This window comes from Acinetobacter indicus (assembly GCF_009914475.1).
Lineage (GTDB): Bacteria > Pseudomonadota > Gammaproteobacteria > Pseudomonadales > Moraxellaceae > Acinetobacter > Acinetobacter indicus.
The window spans coordinates 2,169,649-2,194,303 of record NZ_CP045198.1; the positions used below are offsets into that span (position 1 = coordinate 2,169,649).

The window sequence follows — 24,655 nt, forward strand, 5'->3', positions numbered from 1 at the left end:
GGGCTTTTTTAGGACTTACTTTTTCTGAAACAGATATATCTGGTATTGCGCATTCAGCGGGAACTGATCCTGCTGCTCCAGCGCCTGACGGCGTTCCGGTTTGGCCTTATAGGCATATGGCGTCATCGCAATCAGATGTTTTAAATCGCTCTGATTTAAGCACATTGCTGCATCAACCACATCTTCACTGACCAACTCAAACACATCTTTTAGCTGTTCCACAAACTTCTGTGGTTCATGCACTTTAACTTCTTCAAACAAGGCTTCGCGCATCGCAAACAGATGCTGCGGTCCCGGGGTTACCACCATCAGATAAGCTTCCGGTTTCAGCACCCGCAGAATTTCCGCTTTTGGAATCGGGCTAAATAGACTGGTACACAGATCAATTGATTTATCCAAAACCGGCAAAGTCGCACCGGTTCCCACCACCCAGGTCACGTCTTTATTCAGTTTGGCGGCCACTTGTACTGCATTTTTGGCAATGTCGACGCCCACACATTGCAGCACTTCAGCCTGTATGGCGTTGGTGTAATAGCCTTCCCCACAGCCAATATCAAGCAGGTTTTCAATACGCAGGCTGCGAATTTTCTCTACCACCGCCTGCTGCAGCGGTGCATAGTGTCCTGCACTTAAAAATGCCCGGCGCGCCTGTACAGACTCCGGAGTATCGCCCGGATTTTTACTGTGCTTATGTTGCACCACATGCAAATTGACATAGCCCTGTTTGGCCACATCATAACTGTGCTTGTTGTCACAGCGCCATGTTCGGTCGGTCAGGCTTAAGGGCTGACGACAGACAGGACACATCAGCAGGTTCATGTTTTTCTCCCAAGCTTGCTGCCATAAAAAAAGCCGGCAAGCGCCGACTTTTCAGTTCAATTTGCTTAGCGCAATTTTAAGGTCATTAAGCCTAAAACCACCAGCATAATTGTAATAATCCAGAAACGAATCACCACCTGGGTTTCACGCCAGCCTTTCTTTTCATAGTGATGATGCAGCGGCGCCATTAAGAACACGCGTTTATTACGCATCCGCAGTGAGCCGATTTGCAGGAAGACCGATATCGCCTCAACCACAAACACGCCACCCATAATCGCAAAGACGATTTCCTGACGCACCATCACCGCAATTGTGCCGAGCATCGCGCCTAACGATAAAGCGCCGACATCACCCATAAAAACTTGCGCCGGATGCGCGTTGTACCAGAGGAAGGCCAGACCGGCACCAATCATGGCGGCACAGATCACCACCAGTTCAGAGGCGTATTTGACATAAGGAATATGCAGATAATCGGCAAAGCGCACATCACCGGCCAGATAGGCAAATACACCTAAACCGGCCGCAACCAGTACAATTGGCATGATCGCCAGACCATCCAGACCATCAGTCAGGTTCACCGCATTGGAAGCACCATTAATCACCAGATAGGTGAAAATAATAAAGCCAATACCCAGTGGAATCATGGATAACGGAATGCTGAAATCTTTAAAGAACGGAATTAAGACATCCAGCATATCGGCGGTTTGCGCCGGGTTCGGCTGCTGTGTGGCAATATAATACAGCGCAATACCTGCGCCCAAAGAGGCCACCGAAGTCCAGAAGAACTTCTTGCGTGCCGGTAGTCCGGCATTGTCTTTATAGCGGATTTTAATCCAGTCATCGGCCCAGCCAACCGCACCGAAGATCACCATAACCGCCAGCACAATCCAGACATAGGGGTTGGAAAGATCGGCCCAGAGCAGGGTCGAAATCCCAATCGACAGTAAAATTAGCACACCGCCCATGGTCGGGGTACCCATTTTTTTAGCATGCCCTTCTGGCGCAAACGAGCTGACTGCCTGACCGTATTTTAATGCCTGTAACTTACGAATCATCACAGGTCCAAGCAAAAGACCAATCCCGAGCGCTGTCAGGACACTCAGCAATGAACGTAATGTTAAATAACGAACCACCTGAAACGAGCTGTGATAGCCCCCAAGCTGTTCAAACAACCATAACAGCATTTAAAGTTTCTCCATCAATGCAGTCATCAACGTTTCCATATGGGTATAACGAGAACCTTTGAACAGGAAACTCATGGACTGAGGTTGATGTGTTTCGACTAGACTAATTAAAAATGGCAAGGCCTGTTCCTGATTCAGGAAGGCCTGGAGTTTTTTGCCGTATTGGGTACTGCGTGCCCCTTCCTGGCTGGCCGGAGCAAACTCGCCCACCGCCACCACAAAGTTCAGGCCTTTGAGCGACACCAAATCTCGGCCGAGCTTATAATGCTCAATTGCCGCCGATGCACCCAGCTCGCCAATATCACCGATGACCATGACCCGAATCCCCTCCTGCTGCGCCAGCACTTCACCGGCCGCCCGCATTGAGGTCGGGTTGGCATTATAGGTATCATCAATCAACAGATGCGCACCGTGCTGAATAAAATTCAGACGACCTTTGGCACCTTGGGCCTGTTCCAGTCCGACAACAATATCATCCAGACCAATGCCAATCGCCAGCGCAAACGCCGCTGCGGCTGTAGCATTCTGGATATTATGTTCACCAGCAAACGGTAAATCGACTGCACGCACGCCTTGCGGGGTATGCAACTGGAAACGGGCCGATTGGGGTTGGAGTTGAATGTCGGTGGCAAACACATCCCCGCCGTTACCAAAGCTGAGGCACTGTTCAGTGCGAACCGCCTGACGGATTGTGTCAACAAAGTCATCTGCGGCCGGTACAATCGAACATCCATCTGCCACAATATGCGCATAAATTTCAGATTTGGCCCGGCAAATACCCTCACGACCACCAAACTCGCCCAGATGTGCGGTGCCGATATTAATGATCCCGGCTACCTGTGGCTGTACCAGCTGTGAGGTATAATCAATTTCACCCTGATGGCTGGCCCCAAGCTCCATCACCGCATATTGATGTTCCGGACGCAGCTCCAGCAACATCATCGGTACGCCTAAATCATTATTCAGGTTACCGCGGGTAATTAAGGTCGGCGCCAGACGCGATAAAATACTGCCCAGCATTTCCTTGGTGGTGGTCTTACCGCTGCTACCGGTCAAGGCAATTACTTTCAGATCGGGATATTGAGCACGACGATAAGCACCCAAATGACCCAGTGCCAAGCGGGTATCCGGCACCACCAACTGAAAAATATCGGCATCGACCGGCTGGCTGACAAGCGCCACCTGACAGCCGCTGGCCGCCACTTGCGTCACAAAATCGTGGGCATCAAAACGCTCACCTTTCAGCGCCAAAAAGGCATCGCCGGCTTCGGCATGACGGGAGTCGGTTAAAATTCGTTTAATTCCAGTGCTCGGTGCGCGATCATTCAGCCAATAACCCTGGGTGGCCTGTTGTAACTGCGCTGCGCTCCACGGCGTTAGGACCGCAGTACTGGTGGTTGAAGTATGCATAAGAATTCCTGATTAGGCGGGATAGGCAGAGCTGGTAGCATGATGCTGGGCATCAATTGCAGCCTGAACTTCAACGACATCATCAAACCAGTGTCGCACCCCATCAATTTCCTGATAATTTTCGTGACCTTTACCGGCAATCACCACGATATCGCCCGGCTGGGCCTGCTTCACCGCAAACTTGATCGCTTCACGACGATCACGGATTTCATGATAGCTGTGGCCGCTAAAATCAATGCCCTGCTGCATGTCAGCAAAAATCTGGTCAGGCGATTCAGTCCGTGGATTGTCCGAAGTGAGCAAGGCGATATCGGCCTGCTCTAGCGCGGCTTGGGTCATTAACGGACGTTTGCCGCGGTCACGATCGCCGCCACAGCCAAAGACAGCCCAGAGCTGCTGCGATACATGCCGTTTCAGGGTAATTAACACCTGTTTCAAGGCATCTGGTGTATGCGCATAATCGACCACAAACAGACGTTCGCCATCACGAATCACCTGCATCCGTCCCGGTGCACCTTGCAGCTGTGGCGCGCTGGCAATTAAATCCGACAAGTCAAATCCGGCCTGCTCAACGGCAATCAGACTGGCCACCAGATTTTCCACATTAAAATGGCCCAGTAACGGACTGTGTACACGATAACGCTGCTGGGCGCTGATCAGTTCAAACTGCGCACCAGCCAGACTGTATTCGATATTCTGCACCTGATAATCCGCCGCTTGCGTGGTGGAATAAGTCAGGATTTTTGGTTGTGCCGGATTCTGACGCGCGGCGGTCAGCATAACTTCAGCAAAGGCATCATCCAGGTTAATGACCGCCACTTTTAAGCTGGCAAAACGGAACAGCGCGGCTTTGGCTTCAGCATAGGCCTCCAGCGTACCATGATAATCCAGATGGTCACGGCTTAAGTTGCTGTACACGGCAATTTCAATGCTACAGCCATTTAAACGACCCTGTTCCAGTCCGTGCGAACTGGCTTCAATTGCCGCAAATTCAGCGCCTTGCTGGGCATAGCTGTGCAGGGCCTGCTGGAGCTGTAAGGCATCTAGCGTGGTATGCGAAGAGGCTTCCAGATTCGGCAAAATGCCATTGCCGGTGGTGCCCATCACCGCACACGGTTTGCGCTGTAACATCAGCAGTTCTGCCATCAGACGGGCGATGGTGGTTTTGCCATTGGTACCGGTAACCGCCAGAATACGTGCAGCCTGCAGCGGCTGCGTGGCATGCAGATACTGTTGTTGCCACTGCCCCATTAAGTGACGTACCTCCGGTACGATCAGCTGATTCGGCAGACCCAAATCGGTTTCTGCAATAATGGCCAACGCGCCACGTGCCAACGCTGCTTCGGCAAACTGGACGGTTTTTTCAGGCTGCGAAAAACTGGTCAGGGCAATAAAAATTTGCCCTGCTGTAACTTTGCGGCTGTCCAGTTCGAAACCCTGAAAGGATTGTCGCATCCATTCAGCGCTATCTTGAACGGCGTAAAGATCTTCAAATGTTATCGACATTGATCACCTGTTTACTGGACTTTGGGAGATTCTAGAGGTTTGTCCAACGGGACATTGAGCAGGCGTAAAGATTCCTGCATCACACGGGCAAACACCGGTGCAGAGACTGTACCGCCGTAGTAGGTACCTTGCGGATTTTCAACCACCACAAACATGGCCAGACGCGGATCGCTCACAGGTGCCACCCCGGCGAACAAGGCACGGTATTCACTTTGCGAATAACCTTTACGGTCGGCGCGCAGCTTATGCGCGGTACCGGTTTTACCGGCCACGCGATATCCCTGTACAGCAGCACGGGTCGCGGTTCCACCCGGCAAGGTGGCTGCTTCCATCATCAGCAGAACCTGCTCGGCAATTTTTGGATCAATCATCTGTTCGCCTTGTGGCTGCTCTTCCAGCTTGAACAGGCTGAGCGGCATCTTGACGCCTTTATTGGCCAGCATGGCGTAGGCATCGGCTAGCTGCAGCACGGTTGCATTCAGGCCATAACCATAGGACATGGTTGCGACTTCAGAGACATTCCACTTACTCGGCGGCAGAATCAGACCGGCACTTTCACCCGGGAATTTCACAGCCGAACGCTGGCCAAAGCCCAAGCGTTTATAGAAGGTGGGCAAGGTTGGATAGGGCAAAGACAGGGCAATTTTCGCCACGCCGACGTTAGACGATTTCTGGATAATGCCAGCCAGGGTCAAATTGCCATAATTGCGGGTATCACGGATGGTATGGTTACCAACACGCATCGAACCACCCCCTAAATTGACCACAGTATTGGCCGAATATTTACCACTTTCCAGCGCCATGGCCACGGTAAATGGCTTCATGGTCGAGCCCGGCTCAAAGGAATCGACTGCCCCGCGGTTACGCATGGCATCTTTGTTCTCCAGGCCCTTTTTGTCATTCGGGTTATACGATGGCCAGCTGGTCATGGCTAGAATTTCACCGGTTTTCACATCGACTGCAATGGCTGTGGCAGAACGGGCATTATTGGCCACGCCGGCAGCGGTCAGTTCACGATACATGATGTATTGCAGGCGCGAGTCGATACTTAAAGTGATATTTTCACCGTGCTCGACTTCTTTAATCACTTCCGGATCTTTAACTCGGTTACCACGTTTATCACGGATAATTTGCTGTTCGCCATCGACCCCAGCCAGACGGCTGTTCAGCTGCATTTCCAGACCTTCAATCCCGGTGCCTTCACTATTGGTCAGGCCAATAATCTGGGCATTCGGCTGTGGCTGCGGATAATAACGCTTATAGTTTTTCTCGGTATAGACACCCTGGAAGTTGCGCTTCAGGATCAGCTCCGCCTGCTGTGGCGGTACTTCTTTTTGCAGCACCAGATAACGCGAACGCGGACGCTCATGCATTTTCTGATGCAATTCCTGACGGTCCATGCCCACCGCATCGGCCAGTTCATCCAGATTCAGGTTTTTATTGGGCAGTTGACGCTTGAGTTTGCGGTTATTCGGGTCTTTGGCCAGCTCGGCCATGGTGTCGTCATACAGCTCTTTGGCCTCAAAATAATCACGCGGATCAATCACCACTTTCATGATGGGGGTACTAATCGCCAAAGGCACGCCATGCCGGTCGTAAATCACGCCGCGCATGGCTTTGAGTTTTTCAGTTCTTAGAATATTGGCATTGGCCTTATTCTGCAGAAAATCATGATTGATAATCTGCACATAAAAGGCCCGGCAGACCAGCGCCACAAAGACCAGCAGCACCGTTCCCCACATCAGGTAGAAGCGCCACATATCGACATTTAAACTGCTTTTTTGGGTAACAGACTGCTGTTTTTTACCTGTTTGCTTCTTACGCGAATTTACCATGTACAGCCAGCCCTATTGTTTCTGTTCTGAAGTCGTCGGCAATGAAATCACCACAGTTTGTGCGGTGGGTGGTGAATACATGCGTAACTGGGTTACGGCACGTGTCCCGATCTGGGCGGTGGCACCAAAGGTCTGCTGTTCAATCAGCAGACGGCCCCACTCGGCATTGAGATCATCGCGCTCACGCATAAAAGAACTGAGCTGACGATAATCATGTCGATATTCAAACACCTGAAAGACCACCATGAGCGCACTGATAAACACCAGGGCCAACAAAATCAAATAGACGACCATTTTTTTCAGTCGTGACTGTTCTGTATTGTTTTCAACTGCTTTGGTTTTCATTCTTCGCCTGTTCAAGCTAACTTTTCAGCCACACGCAGCCACGCACTGCGTGAACGCGGATTGGCTTTGACTTCCTCTTCACTCGCACGGATACGAGCAATCTTTTTTAAACGGCGGGTATCTTGTTGTACTTGCGGCAGCCCCCAACCGGTATCTTCTGCCAAGCTTGATTCTTTTTGAATAAACTGTTTAATCAAACGGTCCTCTAAAGAGTGGAAGCTAATGACCGCCAGACGGCCTTCTGGCTTCAGCACTTCCACGGCCTGAGGCAAGAAAATATCAATATCTTCTAATTCTTTATTAATAGCAATACGAATGGCCTGAAATGTTCGCGTTGCCGGATGTTTATGCTTTTCCCATTTTGGATGGGCAGTTTTTACAATTTCGGCCAGCTGGCCGGTGGTTTCAATCAAACCGGCGTTTTTAATGGCTTTAGCTATACGGCGGCTATAACGTTCTTCGCCATATTTAAAAATAATATTGGCCAGTGCTTCTTCTTCAATCTGCAGCAGCCACTCTGCCGCGGTTTCACCTTGCGAGTTGTCCATACGCATATCCAGCGGGCCATCCTGCATAAAGCTAAAACCACGTTCAGCCTGATCCAGCTGCGGAGACGATACGCCCAGGTCGGCCATCACGCCATCGACCTGTTCAATACCACGTGCGGCCAGTTCCTGCTTTAAATCGGCAAAGCTGGCATGAATAATTTTAAACCGCGGATCTTGCTGTTCCAGTTCTGCTGCAACCGCTAAGGCTTGTGGGTCTTTATCAAAGGCATACACACGCGCATGTTCATCTAATTTGGACAGCAATAAACGGGTATGCCCGCCGCGGCCAAAGGTGCCATCGACATAAATTCCTGTATTGCGTTCTGCCAGCAAGGCATCAACAGTTTCGTGGAGTAATACAGAAATATGCGACATAGGGATTCAATCAATACAGCCAAAATTTAACTGCACATTATTACCTTGTTTTGACAAAGCTCCAAACGACTTTTTGTACAGAAATATTACTTTTCATAGAGAAAACCGTTTTGTGATTTTGCCAAATATTCAAAAAGCCTCACAAGGAGGCTGTTTGAATTTATTTTTAACCAGTATGCAGACAATTAACGTTTGCTGCTATAAATCTGGTCGAAGATGGCGCCGTTCGCAAAGTGGGTTTGCTGCGCTTTGGCCCAGCCACCAAATACTTCATCAATGGTGAAGGTTTTCAGTTTCGGGAACTGATGCGCATACTTAGCCAGTACCTTTTCATTGCGTGGACGATAGAAATGTTTGGCTGCCATTTCCTGTCCCAGCGGTGAATATAAATAGTTGATATAACCGGTTGCCAGCCACTTGTTGCCATTGCGCTCTACGGTACGGTCAACAATTGCCACTGAAGGCTCGGTTAAAATCGACATCGATGGATAAACAATATCAAACTTGTCTTTACCCAGTGTTTTCAGGGTCACCAGCGCTTCGTTTTCCCAGGTCAGCAGTACATCGCCAATGCCGCGTTCTGCGAAAGTGGTCATTGAGGCACGTGCTGCAGAGTCCATCACTTTAACGTTGTGATACATCTTGCTGACAAAATCTTTGGCTTTGGCTTCATTGCCACCCGGCTGTTTCAATGCATAGCCCCATGCAGACAGGTATACCCAACGTGGCAGACCACCGGTTTTCGGGTTTGGGGTAATAAGCTGTACGCCCGGTTTGGTTAAATCGGTCCAGTCTTTGATGTGCTTTGGATTGCCCTTACGCACTATAAATACGATGGTTGAGGTATATGGTGCCGAGTTATGCGGGAACTCTTTTTGCCAACCCGGCTGGATTTGACCCGATCTGACGATTTCTTCAATATCGTTGGCCAGTGCCAAAGTCACCACATCACCTTTCAGGCCATCGACCACTGAACGCGCCTGTTTGCCTGAACCGCCATGAGACTGCTTGAAATTCACGCTTAAACCGGTGCGCTTTTTCCAGTAATCACCAAACGAGGCATTAAATTCATCATAGAATTCGCGTGTCGCATCATAAGACACGTTTAAAAATTGACGATCTGCTGCCTGGGCAGAATTGACTGTTGCCGCAAGGCCGGTTGCCAGCAAAGCCGCTGAAAATAAAGCTTTAATTTGAGATTTCATGACAGCACAAATAGGTTATCTACATTAATGCTAACTATATGAAATAAAATCATAAATCGCAATTCAGAAAAATTTTTACTTTCGTTTTAAGATGGGCAATTTTTTCTTTTAATCATTTGTTTTTCTTTTAAAAAGCAGCATAACCGATGGGCCAAAATCAGGTTATAGCTTTTTATGGAATAGATATTCAAAAATATGAATAAACCCGGCTTTCAGACGCTTGGCAAACCGTGCTGATTTAAAGCAAGATTAAGATGAGATAGCCCGCACTTGATCCATTCACCAAAACACCCAGTTACATATCAATAAAATGCGAAACTTGCATAATTATATATAAAAAAATATGATATAAGATAAGTTTTGTTGCTGATCTTCACTTTCTCTTCACAGTTATTTGCTAAAACATGTACTCAACAGCGAAATGTGAATAGAAGTAACCAGCAGCCTGACATTTTTTATATTTTTGTAAAAAGTGTGATGCAGTTCTTACTTTTTACATTTTATCTGTGGTTATATAGTAGCCACAACGTAAAAAAATTAAATCCAAAACCAGTTTGGGGGAGTATCAGGATGAAACAGTCAGTCTATGTACTGTGTTTAAGTTTAGGATTGGGCCTGATGGCGCAAACCAGCCATACGGCAGTGGTTAAAAATACCCATACTGCGGTGAAAATGACGCCAGCAAAACCTTCCCTCATTGAAAAAGCCCTGTTGCAGCAAAAAGAACAGTTAGGCACCACCAAAACAGACAAGCTGCAAGCCGATAATGACCTGAAAATGATGACGTCAATTAAAGCAGCGCCAACCCAGAATTTCTTTGCTTCACAAAACCAGCGTTTTAGCCGTTTTGTACAATCCTTCTTCAGCTCGAACCAGTCTTAATTGACCGGATTGAACTGAACCTGCGCGCGACTGACTCCCCCTCAAGCCGCGTGCTGTTGCAGCCTGATCATCGAATGCAGAATAAAGCATTAAGTGATCAGGCTTTTTCGTTATAATAGATTCCAATTTACATTCTGACTCATTACTGATTATGACTGTTCGTACCCGTATTGCTCCTTCTCCTACCGGTTTTCCGCATGTAGGCACTGCATATATTGCCTTGTTTAACCTGTGCTTTGCCAAACAGCACGGCGGCGAGTTTATTTTGCGTATTGAAGATACCGACCAGCTGCGCTCGACCCCTGAATCTGAACAAATGATTCTTGATTCTTTGCGCTGGTTAGGCCTGAACTGGTCAGAAGGTCCAGATGTGGGTGGCCCACATGCGCCATACCGTCAATCGGAGCGTATGGACATCTATAAACAGTATGCCCTGGAACTGGTTGAAAAAGGTCATGCCTTCTACTGCTTCGCGACTGCAGAAGAACTGGACCAGATGCGTGCTGAACAGCAAGCACGTGGCGAATCTCCACGTTATGACGGTCGCGGTTTACAGCTTTCTGCCGAAGAAGTTCAGCGTCGTCTGGCGGCAGGCGAACCACATGTAATCCGCATGAAAATTCCAACCGAAGGCATCTGCAAATTTAACGACATGCTGCGCGGTGAAGTGGAAATTCCTTGGGCGCAAGTCGACATGCAGATTTTGCTGAAAACTGATGGCCTGCCAACCTATCATTTAGCCAACGTGGTCGATGACCATTTAATGCAAATCACCCACGTCATTCGTGGTGAAGAATGGATTCCATCAGCACCAAAACATCAGTTGCTGTATCAATACTTTGGCTGGGATATGCCAGTACTGTGCCACATGCCGCTGCTGCGTAACCCGGACAAATCCAAACTGTCAAAACGCAAGAACCCGACTTCAATCAACTACTATAAAGACATCGGTGTACTGCCAGAAGCCTTGCTGAACTATCTGGGCCGCATGGGCTGGTCAATGCCAGACGAGCGTGAAAAATTCACCCTGGCGGAAATGATTGAACACTTTGACATCAACCGTGTGTCTTTGGGCGGTCCAATCTTTGATGTGGAAAAACTGAACTGGCTCAACGGTCAGTGGATTAAAGCCCTTTCTCCGGCTGAACTGCTGGATACCTTGTTAGCCTGGAAAGCTGATCGTGCCAAACTGGAAGAAATTGCTGCCGCGATTCAGCCACGTATCAACTTATTATCTGAAGCCGTGAACTGGTCTGCGCACTACTTCAACCATTTCCCGACACTTTCAAAAGAACAGTTTGAAAGTAAAAAACTGTGTGAAGAACAGGTTCGTCAAAGCTTGCAGTTTGCCATCTGGCGTCTGGAAAGTCTGTTCACCTGGAACAATGACACCGTGAGCCAGACCTTAATGGACCTGGCCGCACAAATGGAAATTAAACTGCGCGACTTTATGCCGGCATTCTTTATTGCCATTGCCGGTTCAACTGCATCTACGCCAGTGATGCAGACCATGGTTACCATTGGCCCGGATTTAACTTTTGCCCGTCTGCGTCATGCACTGGAAATTGTGGGCGGACCAAGCAAAAAAGAGCTAAAAGCCTGGGAAAAACTCAATGAAAGCTTAAAATTGCCGAAAAATGATGCAGTTGATGCAAGTTAATGCAGTTTTTTGTTGACGTGTGAGCATTATCTTCATAATATAGCGCTCACACAGACTGGGGCCATAGCTCAGTTGGTAGAGCGCTACAATGGCATTGTAGAGGTCAGCGGTTCGATCCCGCTTGGCTCCACCATGGTTTCATAATTGTGTTGCCTCAATAAGTCCCTATCGTCTAGAGGCCTAGGACATCGCCCTTTCACGGCGGTAACCGGGGTTCGAATCCCCGTAGGGACGCCATATTTAAGCTCACTTTTAAAGTGATCTGATAAAAAACCCAAGCATTATGACTTGGGTTTTTTTATTGCCTGTTGTTTTATTTTGCTGTGCTTTTTTGCTTTCTGATGTATTCCGATTAAAATAAACCACAGATTAGAATTTTGGAGTTGTAATGCAATACCGTTGCCCGAAGTGTCAAAGCCCGAAAATCATGCCTGTTGCGCAAGCAGGCCAAGCAGCTCCACGTCCGGTGGTGCCAAAAAGCCTGGTATTTCTGATTCCAGCTATTTTTATTTTATTGCTGCTGGTGCTGATTAGTATTGCCATGTGGATTTTTGGGGATGGTGCGGGCACCACCCTGCAAACAGCAACCGTAATTGTCTTTGTGATCTGTTTAATTGCCGGCTTCATGTTCTATCGTGATTTGCCAGATTTTAAAATTTCAATGCAGGCTTTTATGCAAAACCAGAAGAAATGGAAATGCCGCGAATGCAACCATGAGTGGGAAATCTGATTTTTCTCATTGATTCAAACAAAGCTGCATCTGGCGTTGATCAGGATAGCTCCCAACGCCAGCCCATGATTATAAAAAGATCAAAATCATCTCCTTCAATGAAGTGCTAAAAGTATTGCACCACTTCCTGCGATCGCTGCACGCCTTCCTTCTATATCTATATAGCGCGACCAGGATAATACCCATCTCTTTATAGCTCTCTATTCAAACTACATCAAAAAACCAGCCCGAAGGCTGGTTTTTTATTTAGATGGGATTAACCACCAATTTTGCGATATTTCTGACGCTTGGTAATCAGGTCATCACCATCACGTTTACGACGGTATTCTTCAAATTCAGCATAGTTACCAGTGAAGAATTCAGGAGTTTCACCTTCGAATGACAAGATGTGTGTTGCAATACGATCCAGGAACCAACGGTCATGCGAGATCACCATCACGGTACCCGGGAACACCAGAATTGCATCTTCAAGCGCACGTAAAGTTTCGATGTCCAGGTCGTTTGACGGTTCATCGAGTAAGATGACGTTGGCGCCCATTTGCAGAATTTTCGCCAGTTGTAAACGGTTACGCTCACCACCTGACAATTGACCAACACGTTTTTGCTGATCTTGGCCTTTAAAGTTAAAGCGACCAATATAAGCACGTGACGCAATTTCGTATTCACCAATACGTAAGATGTCTAAACCGCCAGACACTTCTTCCCACACGGTTTTGTTGTCATCGAGCGTGTCACGAATCTGACCCACGTAAGCGACTTTAACCGATTCACCCAGTGTTACCGTACCGGTATCTGGCTGCTCTTCACCAGTCATCATACGAAACAGTGTGGTTTTACCTGCACCGTTCTCACCGACAATACCGACAATTGCTGCAGGTGGTACAGTGAAGGTTAAATCTTTATACAGGGTACGATCACCAAATGACTTGCTGATGCCTTCAACCTCAACCACCTTGTTACCCAAACGTGGACCAGGTGGAATGTAGATTTCAGAAGTTTCGTTACGCTGCTGGAATTCGCGTGAGTTCAGCTCTTCAAAACGCTCCATACGCGCTTTGTTTTTCTTTTGCTGACCTTTGGCATTTGAACGAACCCATTCAAGTTCTTTTTTCAATGCCTTCGCAAAAGATTCTTCCTGCTTCTGCTCTTGCTCTAAACGCGCGTTCTTTTGCTCTAACCAAGACGAATAGTTGCCTTGATATGGAATACCATGTCCGCGGTCAAGCTCCAGAATCCACTCGGCAACGTTATCAAGGAAGTAACGGTCGTGCGTAATCGCCACGATGGTGCCCGGGAAGTCTTTCAGGAAACGTTCTAACCATGCTACAGATGAAGCATCTAAATGGTTCGTCGGTTCGTCCAGTAGCAGCATGTCTGGTTTAGACAATAGCAAACGGCACAGTGCCACACGACGGCGCTCACCACCAGACAGTTTGGTGACATCGGCATCCCATGCTGGCAGGTTTAATGCAGCAGCAGCTTGTTCCAGCTGGTTATTCAAGTTGTGTGCATCCCAAGTCTGAATAATCGCTTCCAGCTTTTCCTGCTCTTTTGCAAGCGCATCAAAGTCTGCATCTTCAGCCGCATATTCAGCGAATACTTCGTCCAGACGCGCTAATGCATCAAGGGCTTCACGCACGCCATCTTCCACGTTACCACGAACGTCTTTGGTTGGATCGAGCGGTGGTTCTTGCTCAAGGTAGCCGATTTTAATTCCTGGCTGTGCACGTGCTTCACCAGAGAAATCTTTATCTACGCCCGCCATAATACGAAGCAAGGTCGATTTACCTGCACCGTTTAGACCAAGCACACCAATTTTTGCGCCTGGGAAAAATGATAAAGAGATGTCTTTTAAGATTTCGCGCTTCGGCGGAACCATCTTCGACACTCGGTTCATCGTATAAATATATTGGGCCACGTAGGACTCCTCAATAGAAAAACCAATTTCGGGGGCAAAACCGCCACCCCTACTCAAATGAGCGAAAAAATAATCGGCTATTATACCTGAAAGCCAGAAAAAGATAAGGGATCGGCCTCATCTTCCACGCTTTGTTACAACTCTTTAAAGTGCCCAAAATTCAGGCATACATTGCAGCCTTATCCGCCGTTGAAATTTTAAAATGAGGGCGTCTTTATGAAATTTAAAGATAATTATTGCAGATATTTCCCTCTTTATTTCATAAATAGACCTGCTACACTTGATCAAAATATAACTCACGCAAGATGAACGAAAAATGACGTATAAAGCTGAAACTTTGGCCATTCATGCTGGCTACACCCCTGAACCGACCACCAAAGCTGTGGCAGTACCCATTTACCAGACCACCTCTTATGCCTTTGACAATACCCAGCACGGTGCCGATCTGTTCGATTTAAAAGTACAAGGCAATATTTATACCCGTATCATGAACCCGACCACGGCAGTGCTGGAACAACGCGTGGCAGCGCTCGAAGGCGGGATTGGTGCGCTGGCACTGGCCTCGGGGATGGCTGCAATTACCTATACCATTCAGACCCTGGCCGAAGCCGGCGATAATATTGCATCGGTTTCAACCCTGTATGGCGGTACCTACAACCTGTTCGCACATACGTTGCCCAAACAGGGCGTCGAAGTCCGTTTCTTTGATTATCAGAACCCGGAAGCCTTACGCGAACTAATTGATGACAAAACCAAACTGGTTTTTGTGGAATCCATTGGTAATCCGCTCGGCAATATTATTGATTTAGAAGCCATCTCCCAAATTGCGCATGAATATGGCATTCCGGTGGTGGTGGATAACACGGTGGCCACACCGGTGCTGCAAAAATCCTTTGATTTTGGTGCCGATATTGTGGTGCATTCACTGACCAAATATATTGGCGGCCATGGCACTTCGATTGGTGGAATTATTGTCGATAGCGGTAAATTCCCGTGGGGTAAATATCCTGAACGTTTTAAATCTCTAAATACCCCTGACCCAAGCTATCATGGGGTGAATTATGTCGAAGCCTTGGGCGAAGCGGCCTTTATTGCCCGCGCCCGCGTGGTGCCACTACGCAATACCGGTGCAGCGATTAGCCCGCATAATGTTTTCCTGATTCTGCAAGGACTGGAAACCTTGAGCCTGCGCATGGAACGTCATACCGAAAATGCCCAAAAAGTAGCGGAATATTTGCAGCAGCATCCTAAAGTAAAATGGGTCAATTACGCCGGCTTAAAAGATCATCCACAACATACGCTGGCGCAAAAATATGTCAAAGGCAAACCGTCTGCGATTCTATCCTTTGGTGTGCAAGATGGCCGTGAAGGCGGCACCCGCTTTATTGATGCGCTGCAACTGTTTACCCGTTTAGTCAATATTGGCGATGCCAAGAGTCTGGCCTGCCACCCGGCTACCACCACCCATCGACAATTAAATGATGAAGAGCTGAAAGCGGCGGGTGTAAGTGAAGATATGGTACGCCTGTCAATTGGTATTGAACATATTGATGATTTGATTGCCGATCTGGAGCAGGCGCTGGCTAGCGTTTAATTATTGCAATTTCACGACAAACGGTCTGCTTTTGCGCTGCAATGGCAGACTTTTTGCTTTTTAAACATAGAAACAAGGACTTGCTTTGTCGAAAAATTTTAAGCAGAATTTACCAATCCACCAAAACACCCCATTAGAGCAATTACTCTAAAATAACTTTCAATTTCAATCACTTATTTTATAGCTTTTTTTTAAACTTCGGTTATTATAATGCCCATCATAACAGCCCGAACCAATGAGATTGGGCGCAAAAATTCAAATAACAAAGACCATTGAGTCTGATCTTTTAATCAAGCAGGGATACGAGTGTGAAGGCAAAACTAGAGAAACTTTTCAAGAAAAAAGTAAATGGAAAAACCGTACTGATTACCGGTGCATCCAGTGGTATCGGACTGAACACCGCTTATCGTCTGGCAGAGGCGGGAGCGCATGTGCTGCTGGTGGCACGTACCCAGGAAACCCTGGAGCAGGTCAAAGCAGAGATTGAAGCCAAAGGCGGCAAAGCATCTATTTTCCCATGTGACTTAAACGATTGGGAAGCCATTGACCAGACTTCAAAAGATATTTTAGCGTCTGTCGATCATATTGATATTTTGGTTAACAATGCCGGACGTTCAATCCGTCGTGCCGTGCATGAATCTTTAGACCGTTTCCACGATTTTGAACGCACCATGCAGCTGAATTATTTTGGTGCCGTGCGTCTGGTGATGAATATCCTGCCACAAATGATGGTACGTCGTAGCGGCCAGATTATTAACATCAGCTCGATTGGCGTATTGGCCAACGCGACCCGTTTCTCGGCTTATGTTGCCTCTAAAGCCGCATTGGATGCTTTTAGCCGCTGTCTATCGGCCGAAGTACATTCACACAATATTGCAATTACCTCCATTTATATGCCGCTGGTGCGCACTCCAATGATCGCACCGACCAAGATGTATAAATATGTTCCTACCCTTTCACCGGAACAGGCGGCCGATTTAATCTGCTATGCCATTGTGAAACGTCCGAAGAAAATTGCCACACATTTAGGCCGTTTGGCTTCAATTACTTATGCGATTGCACCGGATATTAACAACAAGCTGATGTCGATTGGTTATAACCTGTTCCCAAGTTCATCGGCTTCGGTGGGTCAGCCACAAAAGCTGAACTGGGTACAAAAAGCGTATGCCCGTTTGTTCCCGGGTGAACACTGGTAAAATAATCCTTTTTAAAGACCTGTCTAATGACAGGTCTTTTTATGTTATAAAACCCCTCATTTTGAACAGTTAAAGTAAGACTATGCGGACCTTTTCCCTTATTCTGCAATATGGGTGTTTTGCCTTTGCCCTGTTTCTGGGCTATCAGGTGGCGATGGCGCTATATCATCAGGATTATGAGCTGATGGAATTGATTGCCGATGTGGGCACGATTCTGATCTGTATTGATTTAGGTGTGTTTTTATTTTCCAGTAAAGCTGCCAATAAGCTGAGTTTGCAGGAATATGCCAAACAGCTGGAACAGCCGCCTACGCCACTGGTGAGTTTTACCCGCAAGCTGGGGCATTTGGGTATTATGCTGATTTTATGTAGCTGGATTGTGCCGATGGTCAATTAAATAGGGCAATAAAAAAACCTCCCAATTGGGAGGTTTTTTCAGAGCTAAAGATTACTTCGAACCTTTAATCCCGGCTTGCAATAACAATGCACCCAAACCACCAATCTTATTGTCTTGTGGTTTTGCCGCTTGTGGCTTTTTGCCCTGCGGACGATCACCCTGCGGACGCGCCTGTTGCGGACGTTTACCCTGCGGCTTACGTTCAGTACGCTGTTCGTTTTGGTCACGGCGTGGCTGACGTGGTGCTTTCGCTGCTGCAGCACCTTCCGGACGCATCGACAGGTTCACACGGTTACGCTCAACATCTACCGTTAAAACACGCACCTGAACAATTTGACCCGGTTTCACCACTTTATGCGGATCAGACACGAATTCATTGGCCAGTTCAGAAATATGGACTAAACCGTCCTGATGTACACCGACATCTACAAAGGCACCGAAGTTGGTGACATTGGTGACCACACCTTCTAGCTGCATGCCTTCAGACAATTGTGATACTTCAGTAATATCATCACGGAATTTAGCGGTACGGAATTCCGGACGCGGGTCACGGCCCGGCTTTTCAAGTTCGCTCAGCACGTCCTGAATGGTTGGTAAACCAAACTGGTCATCTACAAATTCTTCTGCATTGACCTGACGGATAATTTCAGTATTGCCAATAATATCTTTGACTGTGGTCGCTTTGGCTTCGACAATTTTAGACACCAGCGCATACGACTCCGGGTGCACCGCAGAGGCATCTAAAGGCTCAGAACCATTTTGAATACGCAAGAAACCTGCCGCCTGTTCAAAAGTACGCTCACCTAAACGTGGCACTTTTTTCAGGGCCTGACGATTATCAAAACGGCCATTTTCCTTACGGAAGTCCACGATTTGCTGGGCAATTGATTTGTTCAGACCAGCGATATAACCCAGAATTGCTGCAGATGCCGTATTCACATCCACACCCACCGAGTTCACACAGTCTTCCACCACCGCTTCCAGGGTTTTGGCCAAACCAGTCTGGTTCACATCGTGTTGATACTGACCCACACCAATTGATTTCGGATCAATTTTCACCAGCTCTGCCAATGGATCTTGTAAACGACGGGCAATGGATACTGCACCGCGAATCGACACATCCAGTTCTGGAAGTTCTTGTGAAGCCAGTTCAGAAGCTGAATAAACCGAAGCACCGGCTTCAGACACTGATACACGGGTCAGTTTCAGGTCGCTGTTCGCGGCCATCATTTCAGCCACTAACGCTTCAGTTTCACGGCTTGCGGTACCGTTACCAATCGCGATTAAATCGACGTTAAATTCACGGCAAAGACGCGCCAGTTCCGTTAATGAACCGGCTTTATCATCTTTTGGTGCAAATGGATAAATAGTGCTGTGTGCCAATACATCGCCTGATTCATTCACTACCGCCAGTTTCACACCGGTACGGATGCCCGGGTCAACGCCCAGCGTCGTACGTGCGCCAGCAGGTGCAGACAGCAGCAGATGACGGAGATTTTCAGCAAACACCTGCATTGCTTCTGCTTCAGCCGCCAGACGTTTTTCAGTCAGTAAGGAATGCTCAATGGTCGGGCGAACTTTACCCAGCCAGAACAGTTTTGCGGTCTGCTTTAAATAGTCCTGACGCGCTTGTGGCTGCACGGTATCTAAGTTGTATTCGGTTTCAATACGTGCCAGTGGCGCTTCATCTTCACCATCAACTTTTAAGCCCAGCACGTTTTCCTGACGGCCGCGCAGCATGGCCAGCAAACGGTGTGATGGCACTTTGTTTAGGCTTTCAGAGAAATCGAAGTAATCACGGAATTTTTTACCGACTTCTTTTTTCTCATCACTGGCCACCAGACTTTTCAGCACAGCGGTTTTGGCGAAGGTTGCTTTCAGTTCTGTGGTGAGTGCAATATTTTGCGCCCAGTCATCAATTAAAATGTGCTGAATGGCATCGAGCTGGCTTTCCAGGTCTGGATAATCTTCATGGCTAAAGCCTGCAAGCGCTTCTACTGGATCAATCGCTTCTGCAAAGATTTTCTCTGCGATTGGACCCAAGCCGGCTTCTTTGGCTTTAAAAGATTTGCTGGTACGTTTTGGACGGTACGGCGCATAAATTTCTTCTAAGGCATTTTTAGTTTCAGCCGCATTCACACGTGCCAATAAATCATCAGATAATTTATTTTGTTCTTTTAGTGATTCAATCACTTTTTCACGGCGTTCAAACAAATCACGCAAATACGCTAAACGTGTATCGAGCTGGCGAAGTTGCGTATCGTCTAAGCCCTGCGTTACTTCTTTACGGTAACGTGCAATAAAAGGAACACTGGCACCTTCATCAATGAGTTTGATGGCAGCTTCTACCTGATTTGGACGTACGGCAAGTTCTTTTGCCAACTGCTGAACTAAGTCAGTCATCGTGTTTGATCCCACAAGGATAAGTACTAAATGGCATGATTATAAAGACCAGGCCCATAAAATCCACAATTGTTTTATGAAATTTACAGATGGCGATTCTTGCCAATTCGCAGATATTTCACATTTTTGCGGTAAATTCATCATTTCAGGGCCTTTTCTTCCCCAAATTGTGGGATTTATCTTCTATCATAGATGTATATATTTGGTATCTATGTCTTGATTTTAACTGCAATATTTGTTGCTTTAGAGCATAGTCAAGGCATACAGATGAATCGTATACTCAAAGTCAGTGAAAGCTTTGCATACGACCACAATAAAGAATAAAGGAGCACATCATGAGTTTAGTTGTACCTGCTGAAAATACAGATGCCGTACATACCGAAACTGACCGCGTTGAACGCATTCTGGTTGTCGATGATGATGTGCGTTTGCGTACGCTGTTACAGCGTTTTCTGGAAGATAAAGGTTTCGTGGTCAAAACTGCCCATGATGCTACGCAAATGGATCGCCTGTTACAACGCGAGCTGTTTTCCCTGATCGTGCTCGATTTCATGCTGCCGGTTGAAGATGGCCTGAGCATTTGCCGCCGTTTACGCCAGTCCAGTATTGATACGCCAATTATCATGCTGACCGCACGCGGCAGCGACTCAGACCGTATTGCCGGCCTTGAAGCAGGTGCCGATGACTATCTGCCAAAACCGTTTAACCCGAACGAACTGTTAGCGCGTATTCGTGCCGTATTACGCCGTCAGGTACGTGAAGTCCCAGGCGCACCAAGCCAGCAGATGGAAGTGGTCAGCTTTGGACCGTGGGCGCTAGATCTTTCGACCCGTACCCTGACCCGTGAAGGTCAAGTCGTGACTTTAACTACAGGCGAGTTCGCAGTGTTAAAAGCGCTGGTACAACATCCTCGTGAACCGCTGACCCGCGATAAACTGATGAATCTGGCGCGTGGCCGTGAATGGGGCGCAATGGAACGTTCGATTGATGTGCAAGTGTCTCGTTTACGTCGCCTGATTGAAGAAAACCCGGCACGTGCGCGTTATATTCAAACGGTGTGGGGTGTGGGTTATGTCTTTGTTCCAGATGGTGCGGAATAAGTCTGCATTTCAATAGTTGATTAGACCAATACCTGACCTCACCTATTGTTCCTAAAGACTATTCATGTTATTGAATTACGTGACAAATCATTCGCAACTGTCTGAGGCAGGAGGTATCAATCTCTAATGTTTCTGCGATCTATTCATCACGTGCAGATATTTGACGAGTTTTGCGAATGAAAATGGTTTTGCCTACTTTTGCCAAAACAAAAGTAGGTCGAACCGAAGGTTAAACCCGGCATCTAAACCTAAACATATATGACGCCGCAGTGATAATTCCAGCTATAGATTATTAGCTTAGTAGGTCACAGCATAGGATTGCTTAGTGAAACTCGACCCCATCGATCCACAAGACTTTACCGACTATGAAACCTATTCAGAACGCAAACGCACACCGTGGGAACGCTTTCTGGATAAAATCAAACCGCGCTCGGCTGCCATGCGGACCACCGTGCTGGTGCTGTTTGTGGTGATTTTCAGTCTGTTTATGTCACTATGGTTCTTTTGGCGTACCCTGTATCTGCCGGAAATCCAGCAACATGCCCGTTATCTGGCGGTTGAACTGGAAATTCTAAACAATCCGGAATTACGGATTTTCCATAATGATGCCGAAGTCGATGTCGATGCCTGGCTAAAAAACCGCGTCGGGATTGAATACATTACCGATCCCAAGGAATATCCAAATGTCCGCGACAAAGTTATTGCCGAATTCTTTACCCGACAAATCGAGAAAAAACTGGCCAATGAACTCAAAGCCGATGATGTAACCGTGTATTTCCAGTTCAAGCCCAGCCCACGCATCTGGATTCAAACCCCGGAAATGAACGACCACTGGGTTCGTGAACCATTAAAAACCTATGCCAACTACAGTCCGGAACTGGTGTTTGGCTGGCTGCTCGGCATTCCGCTGCTGTCTGCGATTATTATTCTGACCCTAGTACGACAGCTAAACCGGCCGTTACGCCGCCTGCAGGAAGCGGCCAACACCTATAGTCAAACCGGCAAAGCGCCTTATTTAGAAACCAATCATGGCCCACTGGAAATCCGTCAGGTGAACCAGGCCTTTAACCAGATGATTTTCACCCTGGAGCAGACCGAGCGCGACCGCCGGATTATGCTGGCCGGAATTTCGCATGACCTGCGCACCCCCCTGACCCGGATTCGGCTGAGTGCAGAAATGATGCCGGATGAAGACTTTTTAAAAGAAGGCCTGATTTACGATGTTGAAGATATGGACGCCATTTTGGACCAGTTCATTTCCTATATGCGTGATGGCTCGGATGAAGAACTGCAAGATACCGACTTAAATGCACTGTTACAGGAACTGGTGATTCAGTTTAAACCGCTGGACATTCGCTTTAGCCCGGAAGAATTACCAATTCTGCAGGCACGCAGCCTGTCGCTGAAACGTTTAATTGGCAACCTGATTAACAATGCCAAACGTTATGGCACCGAACCGATTGAGCTGTCTGCCAAGGTGCAGGAACAGTTTATCTGCATTAGTGTGGCCGATCATGGTGAAGGTATTCCTGAAGATCAGATTGAATCTTTAATGCAGCCTTTTGTGCGTGGGAATGCCGCACGTACCGTCCAAGGTAGCGGTTTAGGTCTGGCCATTGTGAAACGGATTGTCGATATTCACCAAGGCGAGCTGATTATTCGCAATCGCGAGCACGGTGGACTGGAAGTCATCATCTCTTTACCGCTGCCCGAACAGCCAGATGATGAAAAAAACAACAGCAGCACCTTGGAAAAAATTAAGCAAAGTATTACAGAACATTTCTAAATCATGCTTAAACATTGATCAATCAGTTCTTGGTGAAGATTTGGCTTTTAATTTTTATTATTGAATTTTCAACAAGATAAAAAGCATCAAATATATTTATACCTGCATTTTTTGAAAAAATTAGACCTTAGCCTAACAGGTATGCAAAATGGCTTTTTTGATGGGTACAATCGCCATCAGTTCTGATTTTTCAAACGAGAGTAAACCATGTCCCTAGATCGCATCCGTTTAGCTTCCCTACATGACAAGGTTATGAGTGCGGAGCAAGCTGCTCAATTCATCCAAGACGGTATGACTGTTGGTATGAGTGGCTTTACACGTGCCGGTGAAGCGAAAGCTGTTCCTTTGGCTTTAGTGAAACAAGCACAAGCGAATCCTCTAAAAATTACATTAATTACTGGTGCGAGCTTAGGGAACGATCTCGACAAACAACTGACTGAAGCCGGTGTACTGGCACGTCGTCTGCCTTTCCAAGTGGATAACACTTTACGTAAAGCCATCAACAAAGGCGAAGTCATGTTCATCGATCAGCACTTGTCTGAAACAGTTGAGCAAATGCGTAACCAGCAGCTGAAAAAGCCAGATGTAGCGGTAATTGAAGCCGTTGCGATTACTGAAGATGGCGGCATTGTGCCAACCACTTCTGTAGGTAACTCTGCAAGCTTTGCAATTTTCGCTGAAAAAGTCATTGTTGAAATCAACACCAACTTAAGCCCGGCATTTGAAGGCTTACACGACATTTATATCCCGACCTATCGTCCAACCCGTCAACCAATTCCATTGACCAAAGTTGACGAGCGTATCGGTACTCAAGCAATTAACATCGATCCTGCAAAAATCGTTGGTATCGTATTTAACAGCGAATTACATGACTCTCCATCAACTGTCACTGCACCAGATGACGAGACTCAATCGATTGCCAACCACTTGATCGCATTCTTTGAAAAAGAAGTAGCTGAAGACCGTTTACCGAAAAACCTCGGTCCTTTACAAGCAGGTATTGGTTCAATCGCTAACGCAGTATTGACCGGCTTGAAAGAATCAAACTTCGAAGACCTGATCATGTACTCAGAAGTACTGCAAGACTGTACTTTCGAACTGATTGATGCCGGTAAAATGAAGTTCGCTTCAGGTTCATCTATTACCCTGTCTGCGAAATACGGCGAAAAAGTATTTAACAACCTAGAACAGTACAAAGACAAATTAGTTCTGCGTCCACAGGAAATTTCAAACCATCCTGAACTGGTACGTCGTTTAGGTATTATCGGCATCAACACTGCGCTTGAGTTCGATATCTACGGTAACGTGAACTCCACTCACGTATGCGGTACCAAAATGATGAACGGTATTGGTGGTTCAGGTGACTTCGCGCGTAACGCTCACCTGGCCATCTTCGTGACCAAGTCTATTGCCAAAGGCGGTGACATTTCATCTGTCGTTCCATTTGCATCGCACATTGACCATGCAGAACACGACGTTGACATTCTGGTGACTGAACAGGGTCTTGCCGATCTTCGTGGTCTGGCACCGCGTGAGCGCGCTCGTGCGATTATCGACAACTGTGCACACCCAATGTACCGTGATGCATTAAACGACTACTTCGACCGCGCATGTGCAAAAGGCGGCCACACTCCTCACCTGTTACGTGAAGCGTTGGCTTGGCACAGCAACTTCGAAGAAAACGGTCACATGCTGGCCCAAGAAGCAGCGGTAAAAACGGCTTAATCTCGGCCTGAATCAGATCTAAAAAAACGCTCCTCTG

At 47.3% G+C, this 24,655-nt stretch carries 19 protein-coding genes and 2 tRNA genes; 11 read left to right on the plus strand and 10 right to left on the minus strand.

All coding sequences use genetic code 11. The features are described 5' to 3' along the window. Positions 1-15: 15 nt before the first annotated feature. The 8 genes from GA693_RS10750 to GA693_RS10785 form a co-directional block, all read right to left on the minus strand. Positions 16-819, minus strand: coding sequence for a putative RNA methyltransferase (locus GA693_RS10750; protein ID WP_160240899.1), 804 nt, complete (start codon positions 817-819; stop codon positions 16-18). 65 nt (positions 820-884) lie between these two features. After that, entirely contained in the window at positions 885-2,003 is a 1,119-nt protein-coding gene (gene mraY / locus GA693_RS10755) for a phospho-N-acetylmuramoyl-pentapeptide-transferase (protein WP_160240898.1), read from the minus strand. After that, complete coding sequence (locus tag GA693_RS10760; protein ID WP_160240897.1) at positions 2,004-3,413, minus strand: UDP-N-acetylmuramoyl-tripeptide--D-alanyl-D-alanine ligase; 1,410 nt, start codon at positions 3,411-3,413, stop codon at positions 2,004-2,006. It lies immediately after the preceding gene. 12 nt (positions 3,414-3,425) lie between these two features. Continuing rightward, a complete protein-coding gene (locus GA693_RS10765) occupies positions 3,426-4,919 on the minus strand; it encodes a UDP-N-acetylmuramoyl-L-alanyl-D-glutamate--2,6-diaminopimelate ligase (RefSeq protein ID WP_160240896.1) in 1,494 nt (497 codons plus the stop codon). Positions 4,920-4,930: 11 nt separating this feature from the next. Then, on the minus strand, positions 4,931-6,754 hold the full coding sequence (ftsI, locus tag GA693_RS10770) for a penicillin-binding protein PBP3 (protein ID WP_160240895.1): 1,824 nt from the start codon (positions 6,752-6,754) through the stop codon (positions 4,931-4,933). A 12-nt stretch (positions 6,755-6,766) separates the two neighbouring features. Continuing rightward, positions 6,767-7,099, minus strand: a complete 333-nt coding sequence (gene ftsL / locus GA693_RS10775; protein ID WP_005180539.1) for a cell division protein FtsL — start codon at positions 7,097-7,099, stop codon at positions 6,767-6,769. Between the two features lie 11 nt (positions 7,100-7,110). Continuing rightward, entirely contained in the window at positions 7,111-8,022 is a 912-nt protein-coding gene (rsmH, locus tag GA693_RS10780) for a 16S rRNA (cytosine(1402)-N(4))-methyltransferase RsmH (protein ID WP_005180541.1), read from the minus strand. A 185-nt stretch (positions 8,023-8,207) separates the two neighbouring features. Continuing rightward, positions 8,208-9,227, minus strand: a complete 1,020-nt coding sequence (locus GA693_RS10785) for a sulfate ABC transporter substrate-binding protein (RefSeq protein ID WP_160240894.1) — start codon at positions 9,225-9,227, stop codon at positions 8,208-8,210. A 570-nt stretch (positions 9,228-9,797) separates the two neighbouring features. Here GA693_RS10785 and GA693_RS10790 point away from each other — a divergent pair. The 5 genes from GA693_RS10790 (at position 9,798) to GA693_RS10810 (ending at position 12,499) form a co-directional block, all read left to right on the plus strand. After that, positions 9,798-10,109 (plus strand): hypothetical protein, encoded by a 312-nt coding sequence (locus GA693_RS10790; RefSeq protein WP_005180544.1) that lies wholly within the window; start codon positions 9,798-9,800, stop codon positions 10,107-10,109. A 151-nt stretch (positions 10,110-10,260) separates the two neighbouring features. After that, the gene (gene gltX / locus GA693_RS10795) at positions 10,261-11,769 is read left to right on the plus strand and encodes a glutamate--tRNA ligase (protein ID WP_160240893.1); all 1,509 of its coding nucleotides are present in this window, start codon (positions 10,261-10,263) and stop codon (positions 11,767-11,769) included. Between the two features lie 57 nt (positions 11,770-11,826). Next, a tRNA-Ala gene (locus GA693_RS10800) sits at positions 11,827-11,902 on the plus strand. A 28-nt stretch (positions 11,903-11,930) separates the two neighbouring features. Next, positions 11,931-12,006: transfer RNA gene (locus GA693_RS10805), tRNA-Glu, on the plus strand. 151 nt (positions 12,007-12,157) lie between these two features. Next, the gene (locus tag GA693_RS10810) at positions 12,158-12,499 is read left to right on the plus strand and encodes a hypothetical protein (protein ID WP_005180548.1); all 342 of its coding nucleotides are present in this window, start codon (positions 12,158-12,160) and stop codon (positions 12,497-12,499) included. 256 nt (positions 12,500-12,755) lie between these two features. Here GA693_RS10810 and ettA read toward each other — a convergent pair whose 3' ends face one another. Further along, positions 12,756-14,417, minus strand: coding sequence for an energy-dependent translational throttle protein EttA (ettA, locus tag GA693_RS10815; protein ID WP_005180550.1), 1,662 nt, complete (start codon positions 14,415-14,417; stop codon positions 12,756-12,758). 316 nt (positions 14,418-14,733) lie between these two features. Here ettA and GA693_RS10820 point away from each other — a divergent pair, with 316 nt between their 5' ends. From GA693_RS10820 to GA693_RS10830, 3 genes are all read left to right on the plus strand, one after another. Then, a complete protein-coding gene (locus GA693_RS10820) occupies positions 14,734-16,011 on the plus strand; it encodes an O-acetylhomoserine aminocarboxypropyltransferase/cysteine synthase family protein (protein WP_160240892.1) in 1,278 nt (425 codons plus the stop codon). 308 nt (positions 16,012-16,319) lie between these two features. Continuing rightward, a complete protein-coding gene (locus GA693_RS10825; protein ID WP_160240891.1) occupies positions 16,320-17,207 on the plus strand; it encodes an SDR family NAD(P)-dependent oxidoreductase in 888 nt (295 codons plus the stop codon). An 82-nt stretch (positions 17,208-17,289) separates the two neighbouring features. After that, complete coding sequence (locus GA693_RS10830) at positions 17,290-17,604, plus strand: hypothetical protein (RefSeq protein ID WP_005180556.1); 315 nt, start codon at positions 17,290-17,292, stop codon at positions 17,602-17,604. A 51-nt stretch (positions 17,605-17,655) separates the two neighbouring features. Here the strand turns inward: GA693_RS10830 and GA693_RS10835 are convergent, their stop codons facing one another. Then, on the minus strand, positions 17,656-20,007 hold the full coding sequence (locus GA693_RS10835) for a Tex family protein (protein ID WP_127800049.1): 2,352 nt from the start codon (positions 20,005-20,007) through the stop codon (positions 17,656-17,658). A gap of 335 nt (positions 20,008-20,342) precedes the next feature. Here GA693_RS10835 and ompR point away from each other — a divergent pair, with 335 nt between their 5' ends. The 3 genes from ompR to GA693_RS10850 all read left to right on the plus strand — a co-directional run bounded on the left by ompR (position 20,343) and on the right by GA693_RS10850 (position 24,618). Next, positions 20,343-21,107, plus strand: a complete 765-nt coding sequence (ompR, locus tag GA693_RS10840; RefSeq protein WP_005180561.1) for an osmolarity response regulator transcription factor OmpR — start codon at positions 20,343-20,345, stop codon at positions 21,105-21,107. 325 nt (positions 21,108-21,432) lie between these two features. Next, on the plus strand, positions 21,433-22,893 hold the full coding sequence (locus GA693_RS10845; RefSeq protein ID WP_160240890.1) for an ATP-binding protein: 1,461 nt from the start codon (positions 21,433-21,435) through the stop codon (positions 22,891-22,893). Positions 22,894-23,100: 207 nt separating this feature from the next. Next, entirely contained in the window at positions 23,101-24,618 is a 1,518-nt protein-coding gene (locus GA693_RS10850; RefSeq protein ID WP_005180567.1) for an acetyl-CoA hydrolase/transferase family protein, read from the plus strand. The last annotated feature ends 37 nt before the right edge of the window (positions 24,619-24,655 follow it).

Bases quoted from the DNA above. Each gene is read 5' to 3' on its own strand.
- GA693_RS10750 (WP_160240899.1), bottom strand. From the start codon at position 819: ATGAACCTGCTGATGTGTCCTGTCTGTCGTCAGCCCTTAAGCCTGACC.
- mraY (WP_160240898.1), bottom strand. From the start codon at position 2,003: ATGCTGTTATGGTTGTTTGAACAGCTTGGGGGCTATCACAGCTCGTTT.
- GA693_RS10760 (WP_160240897.1), bottom strand. From the start codon at position 3,413: ATGCATACTTCAACCACCAGTACTGCGGTCCTAACGCCGTGGAGCGCA.
- GA693_RS10765 (WP_160240896.1), bottom strand. From the start codon at position 4,919: ATGTCGATAACATTTGAAGATCTTTACGCCGTTCAAGATAGCGCTGAA.
- ftsI (WP_160240895.1), bottom strand. From the start codon at position 6,754: ATGGTAAATTCGCGTAAGAAGCAAACAGGTAAAAAACAGCAGTCTGTT.
- ftsL (WP_005180539.1), bottom strand. From the start codon at position 7,099: ATGAAAACCAAAGCAGTTGAAAACAATACAGAACAGTCACGACTGAAA.
- rsmH (WP_005180541.1), bottom strand. From the start codon at position 8,022: ATGTCGCATATTTCTGTATTACTCCACGAAACTGTTGATGCCTTGCTG.
- GA693_RS10785 (WP_160240894.1), bottom strand. From the start codon at position 9,227: ATGAAATCTCAAATTAAAGCTTTATTTTCAGCGGCTTTGCTGGCAACC.
- GA693_RS10790 (WP_005180544.1), top strand. From the start codon at position 9,798: ATGAAACAGTCAGTCTATGTACTGTGTTTAAGTTTAGGATTGGGCCTG.
- gltX (WP_160240893.1), top strand. From the start codon at position 10,261: ATGACTGTTCGTACCCGTATTGCTCCTTCTCCTACCGGTTTTCCGCAT.
- GA693_RS10810 (WP_005180548.1), top strand. From the start codon at position 12,158: ATGCAATACCGTTGCCCGAAGTGTCAAAGCCCGAAAATCATGCCTGTT.
- GA693_RS10820 (WP_160240892.1), top strand. From the start codon at position 14,734: ATGACGTATAAAGCTGAAACTTTGGCCATTCATGCTGGCTACACCCCT.
- GA693_RS10830 (WP_005180556.1), top strand. From the start codon at position 17,290: ATGCGGACCTTTTCCCTTATTCTGCAATATGGGTGTTTTGCCTTTGCC.
- GA693_RS10835 (WP_127800049.1), bottom strand. From the start codon at position 20,007: ATGACTGACTTAGTTCAGCAGTTGGCAAAAGAACTTGCCGTACGTCCA.
- ompR (WP_005180561.1), top strand. From the start codon at position 20,343: ATGAGTTTAGTTGTACCTGCTGAAAATACAGATGCCGTACATACCGAA.
- GA693_RS10850 (WP_005180567.1), top strand. From the start codon at position 23,101: ATGTCCCTAGATCGCATCCGTTTAGCTTCCCTACATGACAAGGTTATG.